Here is a 22789-nt window from a genome sequence, read left to right as displayed (position 1 = left end):
AGTCCGCCATCGGGAGAAAGTACTCTTGGAGAGGATCCTTTAGGCGAACTTTTCGCTAGAACAAAACATTCTATGAATGACTCCGAGTATGGTCAACTGACCTTATAGGAAAAATTCTTTAGAGTAGTGTTAGTACAAGTTAGTTTTGAATATTTATGAAACGAATTTATATTACTATATTTTTATCAATTTTAATGTTCACTTTTTCTCTTGTAATTTATGTGTGGTATCATAAAGAGGCGAATTTAGCCACAGAGAGTAAATTGGAATTAGGAATAGTGGATATAAATTCTAGAAAGGTATCAGAACAGATAGATTATAGCAAGAAAACGTTGCTACTTTTTATAAATACAGATTGTGACTATTGTCTAAATGAAATATCTTATATTAAAGACAATATTTTTAAATTTAAAAATCAATATAATTTAATTCTTATATCGCTTGAATCCAAAAGTATCTTAAGAGCATTTTTTGATCAAGAAGATTTGCATTCTTTTTTTGTAGTATCAGATGAGAGATGTCAAATAATAGACAAATATAATGTTAATGGTTTTCCTACTTTATTTTTATTTTCAACTAAAGGAAAAATTATTATTTCGCATAATGGTTTAGCAATAGATATACTAAAAAAGCTTATCGATTAATCATCTTATTATGAAAAAGAAAATTTGTATGACAAAGTTGTATGTCGCCCAGGAAACAGAAAACTCTTGCGGTATTGCTTGTTTATCTTCAATCGCAAAATTCTATAATATAGATTTTAGATCAAATGACTTGATTAACCTGCGAGGTGGTAATTTTCAAGGAAATACATTGTTGGAATTAAAAAAAATAGCAGGCTCTATTGGCCTAGAGGCTAATGGTTACATGTGTACAATAGAAGAACTCGAAAAATGTTCTCATCCCGCAATTTTACATACAATCAATTCAAATGGTTTTACTCATTTCATCGTCTCGTATGGATATATGAATAATCATTTTCTATTGATGGATCCTGCTCTAGGAGTCTTATATTATACTAAAGAGGAACTAAATAACATTTGGGCAACAAAATCTATACTTTTATTCGAATCAAGTAAGAAAAAGGGGAATCAAAATATAAAGCCATCATGTAAAAAAAATTATATAAGAAAGTATTTACTTCCACTGATCAATGCTGATTATAGATTATTATTTATTACATTTATCTTAAGTGCTTTTACTTCTTTGTTTGGAGTTGCGTCAGCTGTTTTCCTTCAAACCCTTGTAGACACAATCTTACCTCAAAAGAATTTCCAAACTTTATTGTCATATTTATTATGCTATTGCTGTATTATTTTAATATCACAAATTGCATCTTATGTAAATACCAATTTCATCATAACACAAAACTTGTTTTTTAACATTAGAATAATAAAGAAACTACTGCATAAGATATTTCAATTACCTATTTCTTTTTTTATGGTAATAAAAACTGGCGATATTATATCCAGATTGAATTATGCGGAAAAAATTCAAAACTCTATAATATATTTAGTTAATACGATTATAATAGAGCTCTTAATGATGTTCTTTTCTATATTTGTTTTATTATGGTATGATTGGAGTATCGCTCTTGCTACGCTACTTAGTATCCCTTTACTAGCACTTATTACCTACTTTTATAGCGTTAAAATAAGTAAACAAAATGAGACGTTAATGAGAGAATACGCAACATTTGATACATATTCTATAGATACGCTATCAGGAATTAGGGAAATACGATCTTTTCAGAAAGAAGATGTGTTTTTTAGAAGACTTTTATCTTTTTACAAAAATACACAAAGAACAAGTCGATTACTTAAACATACCAATACTAATTATGAATTGAGTATAGGAATGGTTAGTGTTTTTTTTTCTTTTTTCACGATATTACTTGGAAGTTACTATGTCATGATAGGGAGGATCCATTTAGGTGCTCTTTTTGCTATTATAACTATTGTTACTATGATAATACAATCCTCAATAAAAATAGTTTCTTATGCCGTTGATATCCAAGAAGCGAAGATGGCTTTTAAAAGAATTATTTTTTTATTAGATTGTAAAACGGAAAAGGAGCTCCTAACTAGTGCCATAAATAATGATTTCACAATGAAGGAAGTTGTAATAAATCGATTAGAGATTAAAAATCTTTCTTTCAATTATTTTAATCAACCTCTATTATTGAAAAATATAAATTTTATCGTAGAAACAGGGCAAATCGTATCGATTTTTGGTACCATTGGTACAGGAAAAACTACAATCATAAATTTAATTCAAAGATTCTATACAGGATATTCTGGAAAAATTCTGTATAATGCACACAACATTGAAGAGTTTTCAATATCAGGATGGCGATCTATGATAGGATATGTACCGCAACAAACAAAAACATTTGTAGGTACTATCAAAGACAATATTACATTGTTTGAAAAGAATCCAGATACAAAGAGAGTTTTTGAATTATGTAATCAGTTGATGGCAAAAAAAGAATTAACTGATAGTATAACATTAGATTTACAGATAGATGAAAATGGAAGTAATCTATCTGGTGGACAAAAACAAATAATAGGAATAGCAAGAGCTTTATATAAACGTCCTAAGATCCTTTTGCTTGACGAGCCAACATCTTCTTTAGATAAAGAAAGTGAATTAGCAATTATAAACATATTAAAAGAAATAAAAAATGAACTAATCATTATAATGATAACTCATAAGCCAGAAATTGCAAAACTTTCAGATAAAATTTATGTTATAGAAAATAAGACATTTTCTTGTAATGGGAACCATGATGATTTAATATATAGATCCAATATGTATAGCAAGGCATATAATATGCTAATATCGTAAATTATGCGGGATCCTTAAAAAATAAAGATAAGGTCAATTCTCGTTTAATAATTAGAAAATAATACTTTCTAAGGAATGAAGCATTTTAAAATTTATTTTGATCTATATTATCGTTCTTTATGTATATATGCAACGCATCTTCTTAATGATACGAATTTGGTAGAAGATGTCGTTATGGAATGTTATATAGGGCTGTGGATTAAATTAAAAGGGGGTGCTCAAATCAGTGAGGTAAAGAATTATCTTTTTATTTCTGTTAGGAATGCCTGTTACGATGTTAATAGAAGAAGTAAAATAATTGCAAATTTCGTTAATACAGATCAAATAGAAGATATACTTTTTGACGAGGATGATGAGAATAAAGTGGAGAGGGAGGCAGAACTGTGGCAAGCGATTGATTCCTTACCACAGAAATGTAGAAAAATCTTTTTAATGAGAAAGCAAGAGGAACTTTCCCATGTTGAGATTGCGAATCAATTAGGGCTTTCTATTAAGACAGTGGAAAGCCAAATACGGAATGCTTATAAAAAATTACGAGATAAAATTGGTAAAATCTAAGTTGTCATGTCATTATTCATAGTTCTTATATATCGGAGTTGCTTTAAAAATTTGTTTCAATAAAAAACGTGCATATGAAAGAATTCAATAACAAAGACTTGAAGTTCTTTGTAGAGAATTATAAAGAAAATAAATATAATCCACAAAGGGCTTTTAAGAAATTTAAGAAGTTCATTGGAAACGATAAACAAAAGAACATCTATAGTTATTTACTTACTATTGCGGCATCTATATTGGTATTTATGGGGGTATTTGTTTGTTATTACCAATTTAATAAAAAGCAAGATATTATTACTTATATAGCAGGGGAACAGTACAAGAATATCATTCTGCCAGATGGTAGTAAGGTTGTTCTTGCCCCACATTCTTGCCTCAATTATAGTATAAGTGATATAACAAAAGGTAAACGTACTATCCAGTTTATGGGGAAAGCTTATTTCTCTGTTCATCATGATACTGAACATCCATTTGTTGTTGAAGGCCAGCTGGGGAGGGTACAGGTTTTAGGGACTATTTTCCAGATTGACGAACAGAAACGAGGCATATCTACTGTTTATGTCGTTGCAGGAAAAGTTTTTTTCTCGGGCTTGAATAGTAAAGAGGGGGTATTAATGACGAAAGGAATGAATTCAAAGCTAACCAACAAAAATGATAGACCTATAATAGTCTCTTCAGAGGGAATTAATCAAACAGCATGGGCAACAGGAATTTTTAGATTTAACAACACACCTATTAATGTGGTATTAAAAGAGATCTCTGAATATTATCATGTAACTCTTACAGCCAATGATTCAACAAAGAGACTCTCAGGAGATTTTGAAGTTTCAGATCTTCGTGAGGTTATAGAGTTATTAGAGCAAGCTCTTAATCTTAAGATACATGTAAATAATTAATGATATGCGACGTCTACTTTTAATATTTATTTCTTTATTCATTGGATGTTATAGTTTTGCACAAAAAACTACCATAAAAATAGAAATGGAAAAAATCCAGAAAAACTATGGAGTTCACTTCGTTTACAATTCTAATATGGATTTAAATCAATCCTACACTGGAGTTCCTCTAACAGAGATTCCGTTAAAGGAAGCTTTAAGACTGCTTTTTAAAAATAGTAAGATTAACTATATCCAAAGAGGGAATAACATCATACTTGAGCAACAAACAACTGTTCTGACAACGAAGTCTAAAGAACGGAAAGTAGATGACATTCATATATACACAATAAGTGGATATGTCAAAGATGAGAAAGGAGAACCTTTGATAAATGCAACAATATGGGATAAAACGAGCAAATTAGGAACAGTAACAAATGAACATGGTTATTTTAGCCTTTCTCTTTCTCAAGGAAACCATTCTATAAGTGTTAGTTACATAGGATTTAATGAAGAAACTAAGGCAATAATCCTAAATAAGAATTGCCAATTCGTATTCGTTTTAAAAGATAATGCTACACTAGAAGAGGTCGTTGTCCAAGGAGACTTAAATTCTCCTTTATTAACTACTCAAACAGGCAAATCTTCACTGACTTATAAAGATATTAATACAGAGTTTTCTTTGTTAAGCTCCCCTGATGTAGTTAAGACCCTTCAAAGAATATCTGGAGTATCATCTGGCATTGAATTAGCATCTGGACTGTATGTACATGGTGGCAGTGGTGATGAGAATCTTTTTCTTTTTGACGGTACGCCATTATATCAGATAAATCACTCTTTGGGACTGTTCTCTTCTTTTAATACAGAACTTATCAGAAATATTGATTTCTATAAGAGTGGTTTTCCTGCTCGTTATGGTGGGCGTTTGTCATCTATCACAGATGTAAGAACTAAAGATGGTGATATCCAAAACTATCATGGGAGTTTTTCTATGGGACTATTAGATGGAAAAATTAATTTAGAGGGTCCACTAATAAAAGGTAAAACCTCTTTTAGTTTCGGTATAAGAAGAAGTTGGATTGATTTTTTCTTAAAGCCAGCCTTTGCTATTGCTAACCACGGAAATAAAGAAGGAAATAAAACCTCGTTCAATTATTTATTTCACGATTTAAATGCAAAAGTTACACATAATTTTTCAGATAACAGTAAACTATCTATCAGTATATATTCAGGATTTGATAGCTATAATATAAATAATAATAGTATTTGGCTTCCTTATATAGAAGAGACTAAAAATAAATTTAAATGGGGAAATCTAAATACATCATTAAACTGGAGATTTTCATCAGGTAATAAATTATTTTGCAATATTACAGGATTTTTTACTCACAATCATAGTACACAAAATTATGTAGAGGAGAACCAATTGAAGAAATCTGAGAGCATAACTCAAAAGACGAGCCTTGATGTTCAAGATAATAATTCTCGTATCCATAATTGGGGGGTAAAAACAGATTTTGATTATCGGCCTAACGCCTATCACAAAATCAACTTTGGTGGAAATTATTCATTCCTTAATTTTAAGACACAAACAATACAACAAACACTTTTTTTAAAGAATGATGTAGAACAGAATGACACCACAAGAATAGAAACGTCTAACTGCAACCGTGCGCATGAATTCTCTTTTTATATAGAGGATGAAATGCGACTGACACGACGATGTGGTTTGGATGTAGGGTTAAACTATTCTTTTTTTAAGACTATCAATAAGCTGTATCAACATTTAGATCCGAGATTTGCAGTAAAGTATCTATTTAATGACAAATTTTCTGCTAAGTTATCATACACATATATGACTCAGTATGTTCATCAAATCGCTAGTACGTATTTGGAAATGCCTACCAACTATTGGGTCCTTACCACTTCAGCTATTCCTCCTACTACTTCCCGACAACTGGCGATGGGGCTGTACGCTCAGGCAACAAAAGATTTGAGACTATCTATAGAGGGGTTCTATAAAACCACTCATCATCTCCTTCAATACCGCAATTGGATGGGAGTACAACCACCTGCATCACATTGGGAAAAGGATGTAATTGAAGGAGAAGGGCGGTCATATGGATTAGAAATGGATATGAACTATAGAAAAGAAAGACATACTATACAGGCATCTTATACTTTATCTTGGGCGTTACGTAAATATGTCGAATTTGGTATAGGATGGTTTAGAGACAAATTTGACAATCGGCATAAATTCAACATAACATGGAGGTACGCTCTTAATAAACATATAACATTATTTGCTTCATGGATCTATCATTCTGGGAACCGAATGACACTTCCTACTAGATACATAACTTTGCCTATCTTGCCAGGTGAGTCAATAGGACTAACAAAACAATATTTTTTTGATGAACCTAACAATATAGGATTGCCTGCCTACCATCGGTTAGATCTTGGAGCTAATTTTACTCAAATAACTAAAAAAGGACATGAAAGAATATGGAATATCAGCCTTTACAATGCCTATTGCCATTTTAATACGATGTTTGCAAAAGTGTATCAAGACGAGAATGGTGGTTTTAAGATTAAATGTAAAGGATATATACCTATTATCCCTTCCGTAAGTTATACATTAAAATTTTAAGATAATGAGAACGTTTAGATATTATATAATTATTTTTTTTGTTATGCTTGTTGCTTGTCAAGATAATATGAATATCAAGGATTTACAAGCTAAGAACAAACTAGTTGTTTATTGTTTTCCAACAATAAATGACACTATAAAAATTTATATTTCACCTTCTATTCCTATAACTGGTTCAAAGGAAAGTTCAGATAGCGCTTACATTTCTTTTACTAATAATGGTATCCCTGAAACTGTCCATTTCCTAAAAAGGATAGATGATAACCAATTATATAAGAATGTCTATTATGTGGTAGGGACACATAATATCGGATCTAACATATCGCTAAAAGTCGTGGGTAAAAAATTTCCAGAGGTTAGGGCAATAACAACAATCCCTACTATTCCCGAAATTCAAAGCCTTTTTGTTGATACAATCTTTAGTTCAGGTAAGCCTTGTACACAAATAAAACTTAAGATTAAAAGTAGACAGATAAAAGCCTATTTTGCAGTTAAAGTAATTGGAAAAGAATCTATATATAACAAAGACAAAGATTCTATGGTTTACCATTTACAAACACAAGAAATAGATATTCATAATGAGCCAATATTAAATAATTTTACTAAAGGAGAAACAGCTATCAATACAGATAATAATTTTTATCATAATTTTTATGTTTTTGATAATACCACTTTTGCAAAAGATTCTACTTATACATTACATCTTTGTATTCCAAATAAATCTTATATAAGTAAATATAAAGTACAATTATATCATATAACTCCAGAGTTTTATCATTTTATCAAGAGTATTAATGATACAAACAATAATGAACTGGGGAATTATGGTATATCCTTTGTTCAGCCAGGCTATAGTAATATCATTAATGGTATAGGAATTGTGGGAGGATATTCAATGAAAGAGACAAAATGGATTCCAGAATAGGAGGGTACAGAAAAACGGCTTAATACGGTTGCCCACAGAATGGCAGAAAAGCCCACAGAACACACGGAAACACGTTATTTGCCCACATTATCAGCGTATTACCCAAACAATACGGAACACCGTACCACTGAAACCCGTTTGCAGCACTCAAACCGCCACGCCTTGAGGTTTTGCCAACGAATGGCAGAAAAGCCTACAAAACGCACGGAAAATCACTTTTTGCCCCTAAGATGTAAAGCGTTTGTAATCGAATGTAAAGTTTACGCCAACTTATCCCCCATAAAAGTAAAGTTCGTGTAAACCAAAATTAAACCTATGTAAACTTTTTACCCCTAAATGTAAACTTATAAAATGGGGCTGAAAGTGTTAAAAATAAAGGGTTTGGGTAAAATTTTCGTTATATACGCTTCGTTTTGTGCCCCATACTTACTCGCGATTATGGCGACAAGGAGAGCAAGGTGATACAAAATACCGTGGGCAACGTGTTCAGTGGACAGGTGGTGGGTGAAACTGCTAAAACGCCTTCAGAACGTTTCGGTAAGGTACTTCAACAACGGCAATCCATGACCATCAACCGAAACGATAAGTCCACCTCTATCTCCACACAAATGGATAGCCTTATCCCTGCATCAAAAATCAGCAATCTCACGCAAAGAATGTTCGTAGGTGCAGTGTCCGATAACTTTGATGAGCGCATCGACCAGAAGATTTTCCATGCCGAGATAGTTGTGGACAGTGCAAAAGTCTCTGCCGAAATGAAAGACTATAACCCCATCCCCGTCATTGCCGAGTTCCAAAACGAAATTGGCTCCGACAATCTCAAAGAGATTGTAGAAGGCAACTATAAGCGTGTCAAGCAAGAGACTTTGAACCTTGTTGAAAGCGAAATGGATCGATTAAGAATAACCCCAAATTAGTTCATTTAGTCAAGGAATAATAAAACAACTTAATTTATATCGTTTCACAAAAGAACCCTAAGAAAATCAATGGACCATAAATTATAGTTCTTCTGTAGTACATGATAGAAATTCAATACAATTACTATTTATCTCTGTTTTGCATAGTTTTGGAAATCCGTTAGTAATATTATAGTATATATATGGGGTATATTATATAGTTTTTATTGACACTTTGGAGCAGTTTTTCCATCTTAGTTTCTTTCTTGCTCATAATAATCTTCATAGCAAAAGGTTTAGGTAGCGCAAAAAAGGCGTTTTCATCAAAATGCTCTTCAGAATACGGTTCGGCAGAATAGCTTGATATAACATGGTAGAAGTGAGTACCCCTTAACTTCGTTTTATCATACTCATTGATAATGTAATTAGAGCTTTTCATTCTTGATGAATAAGCCCCAGTAAAACCAAATGAAATTATTTTGTTTATTTTAAAATCCAATTCAACAGTAAAAATGAATGCACTATTGTTTAACAGCAAGTGCCTATACCCTCCCTCTAAATGTGAAAGATTTGTCAAAATTGGTTGATTTCGCTTTTTTTCATAGGGCACTATATTAAAGTTATTATCTGATATTACTTGAAAAATATCTATTTGTTGAAAATACCGAATCGCAAAATTTGAGTTAATTAATTGCCTTTCACCATATAAAATATGACCTCTCCTCAATTCTTCCATTTCTACATTTATTTTTCTATTTACTTCAATTGGCTCATCTAATATTTCTTGTTGAAATATAGTTCCGTCTGAGCCTTACCTTCCAGAATTACAGTAGAGCTAGAAAATAGTAATAGTAGGAGAGATTGGAGTTTCATCTATAAGAAAGCTTAATGTAAGTACCCTCTAAATTTGGCAATAGACTTGTAACGGTTTGCCCATCTATTTTAGTCCAAACAACTTTAGCATATTCCTCTTTTTGGAGATCAAAGTCAACCTTTTGCTGTAATTCGTATTTTGTATTTGCGAAAGAAATGGTATCCGTTGCTATATATATACCACGACCTGGAAATTTGACATTATATCTACTGGAAGGAACAATTGTATAATACCATGTATTATTGATATATAGTATATCCTCATAATCAAACGGACGCTCTTGTGTAGCTCCTCTTAGATCGGTTATTTTCTCCTTAAAGCCAGTAAGTTTTGCAATAGTTATACTATCATCAACAATTTTCCCCTGCATATCTTGAAGACTGATATAAACCATTTTATTGTGAAACTTTTCCACATAGAAATGATCATCATCCTTATTACATGCTATAAGAGACATTGATGTAATAGCGATGGTACAATAGAGAAATTTAGAAAAAATATTATATGACATAATTAATTGTTTTTTTGTAATGACTTGAAAGATATCAAAAACCCTTATAAACAGCATTGGTATTTTATATATATTAACTATCCTGCTACTTGTTTTGTGAATATTTAAAAGTAAAAGGATACTTGGCGGATTCCATAAGCAAGTGCAAAGTTATACCATTTTTGTCATAATCATATCTATTGGCTTTATAAATCCATTTTTCTTTCTGGGTCTGTTATTTAATTTTTCCTTAATCTCCTTGATGTATTTTTTTGATATTCCCCTGAAATCTGTTTTCTTGGGTATATATTGTCTGATAAGTCCGTTCATGTTTTCTATGGTGCCCTTTTCCCACGACGAGTATGGATGTGCGAAATAAACGGTTGTATTGAGTTCTTTTGCTATAATCTGGTGTGCTGCAAACTCACGTCCATTGTCCGTGGTAATGGTTCTTACTGGCACCCCAGACCCTCTCAGCAGCCGTACTACAACATGCGCAAAGGGAACAGCCTGCTTTCCTGTTTCGAGTTTTTCCATATATAATAGATATGGAGGAAATCCTTCTTTCTTAACAACCCAAGCTATCTTAGATAAAATCTATAAATCTTATCAGAATAACAAACTTGTAAATATCAAGAAATACCCAAATTATTAATATTCTTTTAATTACATTCATTTTTTTGATTTTTGGATGTACAAGAAATAACGTGCCGCGAGATCATCAAATGTTAGAGAATTTCAATCTTCACGAGTCTGAATTTGAGAGATTGAGGAAAATTTCTGTTAAGTACGATGGATTTCATTATCACCCTATAATGAAACAGATTGTACAGCCTATATTATCTCATCTAAAGATAAAAAGGAATTGGACTCTTTAATCAAAAGGCTGGATATTATTAGTATACAGTATGATGGGATCTCGGAAGTATGCTTGCTCTTTCACACATGGGATGTTTCTATCAGCGGAGGGTACAAGGAAGTATGTCTATACTCCAAATCTTGAGAAAATATAAAGAACTAAGATAAAGAGGTTGACTTAGATCCCAGCACTGAAATGTATCTCGTAGAAAGAATTACCTCCTGATTTGGATCAAGTTGCTCAAAGATATTCTGCAAATATAGAGTTATATCGTCCTATAAAAAATGGTTGGTATATACATCTCAGTCGAGAGAATTATTTCTTGAGATGTATGCTATTCTTTTATGAGGTAATGTAAAGATGGATTTATTTTGATGCGCTCTATTTCTAATTTTATCAATGAAATAACCTCCCATTTTACACGCTTGTAGTTGGCTTCAATAGTCTCTTTGAGATTATCGGAGCCAACTTCGTTTGTAAAATCCGCTATCACGGGTATAGGCTGATAGGCTTTCATCTCTGCCAATACTTTGGCAGAATTCACAACTATCTCCGCATGGAAAATCTTTTGGTCGATACGTTCATCAAAATTGTCGGACACGGCACCAACAAACATACCCTGAGTAAGGTTACTGATTTTCGATGCAGGGATAAGGCTATCCATCTGTGTGGAGATAGAGGTGGACTTGTCGTTTCGATTGATGGTCATCGATTGTCGTTGCTGCAAGACCTTGCCGAACCGCTCAGAGAGCGTCTTGGCCGTTTCGCCAACGACTTGCCCGGAAAAGACATTGCCCACAGTGTTCTGTATCACCTTACTCTCTTTGTCGCCATAATCACGAGTGAGCTGGGAGAAGTCCTGAAAGCCCAAACATACCGCTACCTTATTACTTCGTGCAGTAGCAATCAGATTATCAAGTCCACGAAAATATATAGTCGGCAACTCGTCGATAATCACTGAAGATTTGAGCTGCTTCTTCTTGTTAATGAGCTTCACGATACGACTGTTATACAGACCGAGGGCTGCCGAATAGATATTCTGGCGGTCGGGATTATTGCCCACAACAAGAACTTTCGGCTCATTGGGATTGTTGATGTCGAGCGAGAAATCATCACCTGTCATTACCCAATAGAGGGCTGGAGAAATCATGCGTGAAAGCGGTATCTTGGCACTGGCTATCTGTCCCTGCAACTGGTCCTGTGCTCCTCCCTCCCAAGCGTCCATGAAAGGCGAAAGGTAATTGGAAAGCTCATCGTAGGAAGTAAGTATCGGGAATATCTGTGCGTAGGGACGGTTCAAAAACTCAATGGCATGAGGGAAAGTGCAGTACTTTCCGTCCTCATAGATTTTGAGAAACCAAATGATGGCTGCCAATAGGATAATTGGTGACTCCACAAAGAAGTCTCCCTGCTTTTGTATCCACGAACGATTGAGGTTGAGCATAATCGTGTAGGCACTCTCGTAAGCGTCCGATATATCCGTCATAAAGGCAGGATTGATAGGGTTGCAGCGATGGCTTCTTCGTGGATCGTCAAAGTTAATCACAAAGAACTGCGGTTTTACCTTGTAGGCATCTAAATGATGAAGCAGGTGATTATAAGCAATCTCGGAAAGGTCAGGGAACTTATAATCATAGATATACATCGCAAAGCCCTTTTCAATCTGCTGCTTGATGTAATTGTTCACGATAGCATACGACTTACCAGAACCCGGTGTGCCGAGCACCATCGAGGCGCGGAAAGGATTGACTACGTTAATCCAGCCATTATTCCACTTCTTCTTATAGTAAAAACGTGTAGGCAGATTGACAGAATACTCATTCTCCATCAGTCGGGTTTCCTGCATGAAGCTCTCATTCTCCGTATTGAACACATCGTCCATCAGGTTGTTCTTCAGCAGTCGGCTCATCCATACACCTGCCATCAGCAGGCAGATATAACCCACGGACAGTGTGAAGATATATAGAGTAGCTGCCCCAACCTTGCCGATGGGCAGTGCCAGCAGCCACCAATTGAGAAAGAAAAAGACGAAGCCGGAGAAAAGCACCGTCCAAACCTTTGGCCAAGTGATTTTCTCCTCCTTCACGCCTTTTGTCCCAAGGCAAGACAAGGCAAGGAAAACCACACAAAAGAGTTTTGTCCAAAGGATGGATGAAAACAATCCCGTGGTACGCTGGAAGTTCATCAGAATTTTATCAATGATGCCTAGCGTAACCCCCCAGACATGAAATGCCTCGTAACAGAACCAATAACAGTTGATAAGAAGGAATATCACCGATATACCCCGCATAAAGTCCATGACTTTGCCTAATGCCCTTAAATCATCTTCTTGTGCCATAATCGTATTGTTTTGGGAGCCTCCCCCGTCCCCTCCAAAGGAGGGGAGAAAGAAATGCTCGTTTGTTTAATGTTTTCGACGCCTAAGATTTACCTTACTCTGCCTGCGGAGCTTACGCTGCCACGCCGCCTCCTTCCAATCATCGTTGCCCGTAGATAGGAATGAGCCATCTGCCATACTTTCGATAAGTTCATCGACAAGGTTGTCGCTTTCCTCCGTATTTGGCTGCGAGGGTTGAACGGTTGCCGATTGTTCCAAATGGACAGACGGACTGCCATACAAGGTTTCGTCCAAGAATGGGTTATGGGCAGGATTGGAGAAATAGGCATTAAAAACATTGGCGGCATATCCCTTGCCCAATCGTGAGCCATTAAGAGCAATTCCCTCCTTGTCGTCAATGAACGTGATACCATATATTCGCCCGCTTTCGTTTTTTCGGATAAACACACGCAAGCCTTGTTCCTCCAGTCTTTGCTGAAGTTCTTCCTCTGTCTTTAGAGAGGTACGCATTGTTTGTAACACCCTGTACCTTATGATTGATATCAATGGCTTGATAGCTTGTTTGGACTTCTGCATCCTGTTCTGCACGGCTGTATAGCCCACACCACGTCCAATGTCCGAGGCGTGGATAGGGCTGCTTACCTTGTCTCCCTTGTCATTAGTCGGAACATAGACAAGTCCGTCATATTTCTTTCCCCGAAACTCTGTTTTGATTTCCTCTACGGCAAGGTTATATTTGCCCAAAATGGCGTTCAGTTCGCCCAAAGAACAGAAACGATAATGTTTCATCACCATGCGAAGAATACTTGCCACCTGCTCCTTGATATTTCCTTTTGTGGTATCCACCTTTGGCGTTTCTGTTATCGCTTTCTCTCCAACCTTTGAACTTGGGATTAGATTGTATTTCCTTTCCAAGGTATCAGTAATCTTCTTGCTTCTTCGCTTCTCAAATTTGTCGTTGATTTTCTTTCCCTCACCATTTATCCGAAGCGACACAATGTGGATATGCTCACGAGCGATGTCGTTATGCTTGAACACGATGTAGGGTTGCTTGCCATAGCCGAGTGCTTCCATATACTCCTTGACAATCTGTGCGAGTATTTCATCGGATAGTTTTTCGTCCGGGTGTGGATTGAGCGAGCAATGGAACACCATCTTCTTTGTTCGGCATTTTTCCGGTATCAAAGACTCCATATCGGCAAATACCTCTGCCATCGTATATGTTCCCTCTTTGTTTTGATACAAGTTTTGGGCAAAAAGAATGCTTGCTTCCTCTTTCTCTACCTTTTTGAAGTTATAGCCGAGTGCTCCTCCAAGGTTCTCCGTTGCAGAAATCTTCGCTATCATTTCTTGCGATAGTCTATGGTCAGACGGATAGCCTGTTCTTGCAATGCAATGATTTGAGCCGAGAGTTTCTCCAACTTTTCAAGCAGAATCTGTGCGGTCTTGACCGAATGATAGCTGTTAATGGCACGCACGGTCTGGTTATAGAGCACGCCAATTTTATGGATTTGTGCCGTCAGTTCTGAGAGTTTTCGGTAGTATTCCACGGCAGATTTGTCCACCGTTATCACCTTGAAACTCTCCCCAAGAATGCGACCACGCACAAAATCCGACTTGGTTTCTGCGCCCGAACGCTGAAACAAATCAATCGCTCTTTGCTGATCTTTTGGGTTGGGAAGCCGGGTGTCCCATCTGTCCCATCGTTCAATCTTGTCATTCATTATCTTTCCTTTTTGTAATTACGACTTTGGAGTAATTTAATTCCCCTTTGGGGCAAGGGTCTTTGTCGGCAAAAACGGAGTTTGTCGGACAAAGACACACCTTGCCAATATCAAGAGTTGATACGATTGAAGTATCCACCCTTGTGGGGTGTCTGCTTCGGGACGTTACCTCCATGTATTATTCTCGCCTGCAAAGTTACGGCAGATTTTCAAATATCTCATTATCAGCGATATTCACTCTTTTTCCTCGTATTTCCCTGCACTTCATCGCTGTAATAAAATCAGCAGAAATATCATTTATTTTGCAATCAGAACGAGCGAACAATGGTATGATAACACAAGCAAAAGATATATCATATTACCGCCTGCTTGCACCAAAGATGACAAGAAGGAACAATACATATTCATAACAATTTATTGTCATGACAAACTATTGTCAGTACAACAGATTGTAAGAACTCGAAATAGTTCTTTAGGACTATCGTATGAACCAAATGTAGTCAAAACAAACTGTCTGCTGATAACTCTTAAGAGTAAAAGAACATCCAAACATCAAATAGACAAATAATATAAACTAAGAAATTATCATTATGGAGAACAAACAACAACGCCCCCTCTTTTTGGGGTTCTCCTCGCAAAAGGGAGGAGTGGGAAAAAGTACTCTTGCCGAAATCGTAAGCAGCATATTGTACTACGAACAAGGCATCAACCTCTTCGTGATGGACTGCGACCTGTCGCAAGACTCTTTCTACAAACTGAGGGAACGTGAGAAAAGTATCGTTCAGGAGAGCGAAGAACTTTCCAAATCCATGCAGGAGTACTTTCATCACCTTGGCAAAAAAGCATACAGAATTTACAAGTCCGCACCCAAGGAAGCCGTCAGGACTGCACGAAGTAAAATCGACGGAATCAGCAACGAGAAGTACCAGTTGGTTATATTTGATTTCCCGGGACATGCCGGAACAACCGAACTGATGGAACTGTCCCTTCAGATGGACTATATCCTTTCTCCGATTGAAGCCGACATTCAGTCGCTGGTTTCATGTCTGGCATACGCCAAGACTATCACGGAGATTGGAGTTTCGATGTCCGACTCCCGGATAAAGGATATTATCCTGTTCTGGAACAAGGTGGACAGAAGAGTAAGGAACATCATCATCGATGAATATACAAAGCTCATCGACGAATACGAACTCACGCTCCTGCCCGGCTATGTATATGCCACGCACCGCTTCTCTCACGAACTTTCCACATACGGACTGCGCGGAGTGTTCCGCTCTACCTATCAGCCCCCTGCAAGGGGATTACGAATGGGTACAGGGCTGGACGAACTCGTCAATGAGATAATTCAACGTCTCAAACTAAAAACGAAAACAGAAAATGGCAACGATTGAAGAAAGAAAGCAACAGCTGGAAAACAAGCTGAAGAAAATGGCAGAGGACAATGTCGTGGTGAAACCTGTCACGATACCAAACTCCTTCGACCCTTCCGAGGATACTGAGTCCTCCCCAGCAACATCAGGGGAGGAAGACAATAATTTAGAAGAGACGAAAGAAACGAAAACAGCAAAAGAAAAACCGGTAGATGAAATAGAAAGAGAGGAAACGGGGAACACGGAACAGAAACGGGAAAGGAAGCCGAGAATGGAAAAGCCCTGCGTGTCCTCCCTTTCCATAGAGGACTACCGTTCCCTGTACTTTCATCCCGTCCGCTCCCAAATGCGGACAGCCTTCTCCATTAATCTGGAAACGCTGCAGAACCTGCGCAACGTGTTGCAGGACTTGGGGGAGCGTGTTTCCATAGCCGCATATATAGACAACATTCTTAGGGAACACCTGCGTGAACATTTCGAATTGCTCAACAGTGCGGCAGCAAAACAAAGACGCAAGACAACAATAACACTATGATGGAAACAATACTTTTCAGTTTTATACTGATACTCATCATCATTTGGATAATGCTGGGTATCCTGTACTTCTATATGCGGTATGTATCTCCGTATGGCATCCTTATCAAGAAAAATAAAAAGGGCAATGAGCAGACTAAGGAGAATGAAGCGACGAAGGAAAAAGACGGACAAAAAGGAGAAGGAACAGAAGATCAAGCCGAGTTTGTACTGATTGGCAAAAGCCGTTCCATTTCCCCTATTATCCCACAAGTTCCCTCTGCTTCTTCATCTGAAAATTCAAAGCAGAATAGTAATAATTTTGTACCGCAAAACTCCGAAAATAAAGATGACATGAAGGAAGAGGATAACGAGATGGAGGTTAGCTATGAGATGGAAAGAGAGGACGAAAACGAGGTTGCTCGCGAGGATCTGAGTCTGCCTATTGAGTCCGCATCTGAAGATGGCGAGGTATCCAGTCAATCTATCCTCGCACGTGACTTAGGTCGCATGAGAAAGTGGCGTAAGAACAGTGATGAGGTAGATGATGTCGAAGTCAAGGAAATTGTCGGTCAACTTAAAGGCACTGACTTTATGGAGAAATACAAGGAGTATGTCGCCAAAATGCAAGGTGAGCAGTCCATCCTGCTGGATAAAATCCGAAGCGCAGAGGAAGGAGAAGAGCAGACAGATGAATTGTCCACTTTCGATGCCTCCAGAAAGAACTCTTCTGACAATCTGATGACGGAAACTGACGATATGGGCGAGCGTCCACTGTCATACTATCTGTAAGACTAATGTTTTTATTCATATTGTAAAGTGATGCGGGGGTGGCTCAAAAGTAAAACAATCTGCCAATATCTGTCATACGATAAAACCGAGCTACCCCTTGTCACTTTCACCAAAATGAAAATAATTTGTTTAACAACTTAAAATAAAAACAGCAATGAACAACAAAAAGAAAATCACAATGCTGCTCCTGATGGCTGCCGCCACCGTAGGAGCTTATGCGCAGGGCAATGGAATGGCGGGCATCAACGAAGCCACAAAGATGGTAACCAGTTATTTTGACCCCGGTACCAAATTGATTTATGCCATCGGCGCCGTGGTGGGCTTGATCGGAGGAATAAAAGTCTATAACAAGTTCTCTAGTGGCGACCCCGATACGAGCAAGACCGCAGCCTCTTGGTTCGGTGCGTGTATCTTCCTCATCGTGGCTGCCACCATCCTACGTTCTTTCTTCTTGTAACAATGGCTGAGTGGGAAATCATCAAAGGTGTAGGTCGGACGGTGGAGTTCAAGGGCTTGAAGGCGCAGTACCTATTCCTCTTTGCAGGAGGATTGCTGGCTGTCTTCATCCTCGTGGTCATTCTCTATCTCTGCGGAGTGAGCCAAATAGCCTGTCTGGTCATAGGCGTAGTGGGTGCCACCCTCGTGGTGTGGCAAACGTTTGCCATGAACCGAAAGTATGGGCAATACGGACTCATGAAAAAGGGAGCCGTGAGAATGCACCCACGCTACCTTTTGAACCGCCGGACGGTCTATCACCTTATCTGTAACCTTCAACCCAAAAGAAAGAAGCAATGAGAAACAACAGTAAGATAAGTACCTTGGAGTCGAAGTTTCCACTGCTCTCCATCGAGCAGGGCTGCATGGTGAGCAAGGACGCAGATATTACGGTCGCATTCCGTATGGAACTGCCCGAACTCTTTACCGTCACTTCTACAGAATACGAAGCAATGCACTCTGCCTGGCATAAGGCAATCAAGGTACTACCCAATTACAGTATCGTACACAAGCAGGACTGGTTTATTAAGGAGGACTATCAAGGAAAGCTCTCCGATGGCGGACTGAGCTTCCTTGCCCGTTCCTCTGAACGGCACTTTAACGAGCGCCCGTATCTATACCACTCTGTCTATCTCTTCCTTACCAAGACCAACAAGCAGCGTATGGCTCAGCAGAGTAACTTCTCTTCACTCTGTCGTGGACACCTGCTGCCTAAGGAAATCACCAACAAGGACGAGGTGATGAAGTTCATGGAAGCCGTAGACCAGTTCGAGCGTATCATCAATGATACCGAGCAGATAAGGATTGTCCGCATGACTGAAGAAGAGCTGGTTGGCACAAATGAAAAAGGAGGACTGCTCGACAGGTATTTCTCTTTATCTGAAGAGGGGCATTCGTCTTTGGAGGACATCCGTCTGGGCGCAGACCTTGTGCGTGTGGGCGACAATATGCTTTGTCTACACACACTCTCCGACACGGATGACCTGCCGACAGCGGTCAGCACGGACAGCCGATATGAGCGGTTATCCACCGACCGCTCGGATTGCAGGTTGTCCTTTGCCGCTCCCGTGGGCTTGATGCTGCCGTGCAACCACATCTATAACCAGTATATCTTCATCGAGGACAGCGATGCTAACTTGGAACGTTTCGAGAAGCAGGCAAGGAATATGCACTCGCTGGCACGCTACAGCCGTAGCAACCAAATCAACGAGGAGTGGATACAGGAGTATCTCAATATTGCCCATTCACAGGGTCTGACCTCTATCCGTGCCCACTTCAATGTATTGGCATGGAGTAGCGATAAGGAAGAACTTCGCCAGATTAAGAATGACGTGGGTTCTGCACTTGCTCTTATGGAATGCCACCCTCGCCACAACACCATTGATGCGGCAACGCTCTACTGGGCGGGTATTCCCGGCAATGCAGCTGACTTTCCCGCAGAAGAGTCATTCTATACATTTATAGAGCCTGCCCTCTGTTTCTTCACGGCAGAGACGAACTATAAGGACTCGCTCTCTCCCTTCGGCATCAAGATGGCTGACCGCCTTTCTGGAAAACCTATTCATCTGGATATATCGGATTTGCCGATGAAAAAAGGAGTCATTACCAACCGTAACAAGTTCATCTTGGGTCCTTCGGGTAGTGGCAAGTCTTTCTTTACCAACCACATGGTACGCCAGTATTACGAGCAAGGAGCGCATGTCCTCTTGGTCGATACGGGTAACTCATATCAAGGCTTGTGTGAACTTATCCACCGCAAGACCAAGGGTGAGGACGGTGTGTATTTTACCTATACCAATGAAAATCCGATATCCTTCAACCCTTTTTATACAGATGATTACTTCTTCGATGTAGAGAAAAGGGAGAGTATCTGTACGCTGCTGCTCACGCTCTGGAAAAGTGCTGATGAACATATCACCAAGACCGAAGCAGGCGAACTCGGTTCTGCCGTCAATGCCTATATCGAACTTATCAGGACGGATCATACCATCGTTCCCTGCTTCAATACCTTCTATGAGTATCTGCGGGACGTGTACCGCAAGGATATGGAAAAGCGTGACATCAAGGTAACGCTCTCGGACTTCAACATTAACAACCTCTTAACTACATTGAAGCAATACTATCGTGGCGGTCGTTACGACTTCCTTTTGAACTCGGACAAGAATATTGACCTGCTCTCCAAACGCTTCATCGTCTTTGAAATCGATCAAGTGAAGGATAATAAAGACCTTTTCCCTGTGGTAACGATTATCATCATGGAAGCCTTCATCAATAAGATGCGCCGATTAAAGGGTATCCGCAAGATGATACTTATTGAGGAAGCGTGGAAGGCGATTGCTTCGGCAAACATGGCAGACTACATCAAGTATCTCTACAAGACGGTAAGAAAGTATTTCGGAGAAGCCATTGTGGTAACGCAGGAGGTGGATGACATTATTCAGTCGCCCATTGTCAAGGAGAGCATCATCAACAACTCCGACTGCAAGATACTGCTTGACCAGCGCAAGTACATGACCAAGTTCGATGGCATACAGGCGATGCTCGGTCTTTCGGAAAAGGAAAAGAGCCAGATACTCTCCATCAATCAAAACAATGACCCGAACCGACTCTACAAGGAGGTGTGGATAGGTCTGGGCGGTATGCAGAGTGCTGTCTATGCTACGGAGGTGAGCATGGAGGAATACCTGACCTACACCACGGAGGAAACAGAAAAGGTAGAGGTCATGCAGCGTGCGGAACAACTCGGTGGCGATATAGAGACCGCTATCCGACAGCTTGCCAATGAGAAAAGAAATAATAAGAAGAAATAAGTACGAACAATCAAAATAGCAGTAACAATGAAAAAGTTTTTATTTATGGCTCTCTTAGGATTGAGCCTTTCAGTTTCCAAAGCACACGCACAGTGGACGGTCTATGACCCGGGTAACTTTGCCGGCAACATTGCCAATACGGTCAAGGAGATAGCCACCGCCTCGAAGACAGTAAAAAATACCTTGGACGGATTCAAGGAGGTGGAAAAACTCTACAACGACACCAAGAAGTATTACGATGCCCTAAAGAAGGTGAATAACCTCATAGGCGATGCCTATAAGGTCAAGGAGTGTATTCTCATGGTAGGCGACATCTCTGAGGTCTATGTCACTTCCTACAAGAAGATGCTCTCTGACAAGAACTTCCGCCCGACAGAACTCGCTGCGATGGCTTCGGGCTACACCAAGCTTCTCGAGCAAAGTGGTGAGAGCCTGAAAGAACTCAAGTCCATCGTCAAGAGTAATGTCTTCTCGATGAACGACCACGAGCGTATGCAGCAGATAGACCGTATCTATACCACACTACGCGAGTACCGCTCCTTGGTGTCGTACTATACAAGGAAGAATATCTCCGTGAGTTATGTCCGTGCCCGTGAGAAGAACGACCTTGCCTCTGTCAAGGCACTCTACGGCAACACGGCAAGCAGGTACTGGTAAATCCACAGACAAAGAAAGAACTTGAACGAACTTTCATAAAAAAACTTTTGCTTATGGATTTTGCCAGTTTACATGAGCTGCTACGCTCCACCTATGACGAGATGATGCCACTCTGTGCCCAGATGACGGGCATTGCTAAGGGGATAGCGGGCTTGGGTGCGCTTTTTTATATTGCCCTTCGGGTATGGGCTTCCATTGCTCGTGCCGAGGCAATCGATGTGTTTCCTTTGCTACGCCCCTTTGTCTTGGGCTTCTGCATCATGTTCTTCCCGACAGTCGTACTGGGTACGATGAATGCCGTTCTCTCGCCCGTAGTGCAGGGAACGGAGATGATGGTACATCAGCAGGAAGGCAACTTGGCGGAACTGACCGCAAAAAGGGATAAGCTGCAGGAGGAAGCCTACCTCAGGAATCCCGAGACGGCTTATTTGGTTTCCAACGAAAAGTTCGACCAGAAGATAGAGGAAATGGGCATTATCGGTCCAGAAGATGCCGTGACGATTGCGGGGATGTATGCCGAGCGTGCCGCCTATCAGACCAAGCAATGGTTCATGAAACTTGTTCACGACTTTTTGGAATTGCTGTTTCATGCTTCGGGACTCATCATCGACACGCTTCGCACCTTTATTCTGATTGTCCTTTCGATACTCGGACCTATCGTGTTCGGCATAGCCGTATGGGATGGTCTTGCAGGATCACTTACGGCTTGGTTCTCACGCTATATATCGGTCTATCTGTGGCTGCCTGTCAGCTCTATTCTTACGGCACTGCTTACCAAGATACAGGTGCTGATGATGCAGAAAGACATAGATGCGCTCAGCGATCCGAACTATCTGCCTGATTCGGGAACGTGGTATTACATCGTCTTCTTCCTTATCGGTATTGTAGGCTACTTCTGTGTACCTACTGTGGCAGGTTGGATTATTGAAGCTGGAGGCGGTATCGGCTCCTACGGTCGCAATGTCAACCAGACAGCACAGCGTGGCGCACAAGGTGCATACACTGGTGGCAAGGCTGCCATGGCAGGCGCAGGTGCCGCTGTGGGAAATGTCGGTGGACGTATCAAGGGAGCACTGCTCAAAGGAAAATAGAAATGGAGCAACGATGCTTAATTAA

The 22789-nt window shown here is 39.1% G+C and carries 19 protein-coding genes and 2 pseudogenes; 15 read left to right on the top strand and 6 right to left on the bottom strand.

All coding sequences use genetic code 11. The features are described from left to right. Window positions 1-155 precede the first annotated feature (155 nt). The 7 genes and pseudogenes from C7379_RS00905 to C7379_RS00875 all read left to right on the top strand — a co-directional run. The gene (locus C7379_RS00905; protein ID WP_116615569.1) at window positions 156-644 is read left to right on the top strand and encodes a peroxiredoxin family protein; all 489 of its coding nucleotides are present in this window, start codon (window positions 156-158) and stop codon (window positions 642-644) included. Window positions 645-654: 10 nt separating this feature from the next. Continuing rightward, complete coding sequence (locus tag C7379_RS00900; protein WP_116615568.1) at window positions 655-2847, top strand: peptidase domain-containing ABC transporter; 2193 nt, start codon at window positions 655-657, stop codon at window positions 2845-2847. A gap of 75 nt (window positions 2848-2922) precedes the next feature. Continuing rightward, entirely contained in the window at window positions 2923-3405 is a 483-nt protein-coding gene (locus C7379_RS00895) for a sigma-70 family RNA polymerase sigma factor (RefSeq protein WP_116615567.1), read from the top strand. 74 nt (window positions 3406-3479) lie between these two features. Then, window positions 3480-4298 (top strand): FecR family protein, encoded by an 819-nt coding sequence (locus tag C7379_RS00890; protein WP_116615566.1) that lies wholly within the window; start codon window positions 3480-3482, stop codon window positions 4296-4298. A 4-nt stretch (window positions 4299-4302) separates the two neighbouring features. After that, window positions 4303-6927 (top strand): carboxypeptidase-like regulatory domain-containing protein, encoded by a 2625-nt coding sequence (locus C7379_RS00885; protein WP_116615565.1) that lies wholly within the window; start codon window positions 4303-4305, stop codon window positions 6925-6927. 4 nt (window positions 6928-6931) lie between these two features. Continuing rightward, on the top strand, window positions 6932-7852 hold the full coding sequence (locus C7379_RS00880; protein WP_116615564.1) for a DUF4249 family protein: 921 nt from the start codon (window positions 6932-6934) through the stop codon (window positions 7850-7852). Between the two features lie 425 nt (window positions 7853-8277). Next, window positions 8278-8789: pseudogene (locus C7379_RS00875) on the top strand (conjugal transfer protein TraG); the annotation flags it as partial. A 149-nt stretch (window positions 8790-8938) separates the two neighbouring features. Here the strand turns inward: C7379_RS00875 and C7379_RS00870 are convergent. From C7379_RS00870 to C7379_RS00840, 6 genes and pseudogenes are all read right to left on the bottom strand, one after another. Further along, window positions 8939-9484, bottom strand: coding sequence for a hypothetical protein (locus tag C7379_RS00870; RefSeq protein WP_116615563.1), 546 nt, complete (start codon window positions 9482-9484; stop codon window positions 8939-8941). A gap of 133 nt (window positions 9485-9617) precedes the next feature. Further along, the gene (locus C7379_RS00865) at window positions 9618-10133 is read right to left on the bottom strand and encodes a hypothetical protein (RefSeq protein ID WP_133241849.1); all 516 of its coding nucleotides are present in this window, start codon (window positions 10131-10133) and stop codon (window positions 9618-9620) included. A gap of 150 nt (window positions 10134-10283) precedes the next feature. After that, window positions 10284-10652: pseudogene (locus C7379_RS00860) on the bottom strand (IS30 family transposase); the annotation flags it as partial. Window positions 10653-11305: 653 nt separating this feature from the next. Next, window positions 11306-13309 carry a conjugal transfer protein MobC gene (gene mobC / locus C7379_RS00850; protein WP_116615561.1) on the bottom strand — a complete coding sequence of 668 codons (2004 nt, stop codon included), beginning with the start codon at window positions 13307-13309 and terminating at the stop codon, window positions 11306-11308. Window positions 13310-13375: 66 nt separating this feature from the next. Further along, a complete protein-coding gene (mobB, locus tag C7379_RS00845; RefSeq protein ID WP_116615560.1) occupies window positions 13376-14656 on the bottom strand; it encodes a conjugal transfer protein MobB in 1281 nt (426 codons plus the stop codon). After that, window positions 14653-15033, bottom strand: coding sequence for a plasmid mobilization protein (locus C7379_RS00840; RefSeq protein WP_116615559.1), 381 nt, complete (start codon window positions 15031-15033; stop codon window positions 14653-14655). The genes mobB and C7379_RS00840 overlap by 4 nt, the downstream gene beginning before the upstream one ends. 590 nt (window positions 15034-15623) lie before the next feature. Here C7379_RS00840 and C7379_RS00830 point away from each other — a divergent pair. The 8 genes from C7379_RS00830 to traJ all read left to right on the top strand — a co-directional run bounded on the left by C7379_RS00830 (window position 15624) and on the right by traJ (window position 22764). Further along, a complete protein-coding gene (locus C7379_RS00830; RefSeq protein ID WP_116615557.1) occupies window positions 15624-16427 on the top strand; it encodes a division plane positioning ATPase MipZ in 804 nt (267 codons plus the stop codon). Then, window positions 16414-16941 carry a DUF3408 domain-containing protein gene (locus C7379_RS00825; RefSeq protein ID WP_116615556.1) on the top strand — a complete coding sequence of 176 codons (528 nt, stop codon included), beginning with the start codon at window positions 16414-16416 and terminating at the stop codon, window positions 16939-16941. Before C7379_RS00830 ends, C7379_RS00825 begins: the two co-directional genes overlap by 14 nt. Further along, entirely contained in the window at window positions 16938-17711 is a 774-nt protein-coding gene (locus tag C7379_RS00820; protein ID WP_004339328.1) for a hypothetical protein, read from the top strand. The genes C7379_RS00825 and C7379_RS00820 overlap by 4 nt, the downstream gene beginning before the upstream one ends. A 154-nt stretch (window positions 17712-17865) precedes the next feature. Further along, window positions 17866-18168 carry a DUF4134 domain-containing protein gene (locus C7379_RS00815; protein WP_004354999.1) on the top strand — a complete coding sequence of 101 codons (303 nt, stop codon included), beginning with the start codon at window positions 17866-17868 and terminating at the stop codon, window positions 18166-18168. Between the two features lie 2 nt (window positions 18169-18170). Continuing rightward, a complete protein-coding gene (locus tag C7379_RS00810) occupies window positions 18171-18506 on the top strand; it encodes a DUF4133 domain-containing protein (RefSeq protein WP_116615555.1) in 336 nt (111 codons plus the stop codon). After that, window positions 18503-21016, top strand: a complete 2514-nt coding sequence (locus tag C7379_RS00805) for a TraG family conjugative transposon ATPase (protein ID WP_116615554.1) — start codon at window positions 18503-18505, stop codon at window positions 21014-21016. The genes C7379_RS00810 and C7379_RS00805 overlap by 4 nt, the downstream gene beginning before the upstream one ends. Window positions 21017-21043: 27 nt before the next feature. Further along, on the top strand, window positions 21044-21673 hold the full coding sequence (locus C7379_RS00800; RefSeq protein WP_021668806.1) for a DUF4141 domain-containing protein: 630 nt from the start codon (window positions 21044-21046) through the stop codon (window positions 21671-21673). Between the two features lie 53 nt (window positions 21674-21726). Continuing rightward, a complete protein-coding gene (gene traJ, locus C7379_RS00795; RefSeq protein ID WP_102698297.1) occupies window positions 21727-22764 on the top strand; it encodes a conjugative transposon protein TraJ in 1038 nt (345 codons plus the stop codon). The last annotated feature ends 25 nt before the right edge of the window (window positions 22765-22789 follow it).

This window comes from Hallella colorans (assembly GCF_003096815.1).
GTDB lineage: Bacteria > Bacteroidota > Bacteroidia > Bacteroidales > Bacteroidaceae > Prevotella > Prevotella colorans.
Note: the sequence above shows the minus strand (reverse complement) of the source record. Positions and strands in the feature narration are given on the sequence as shown.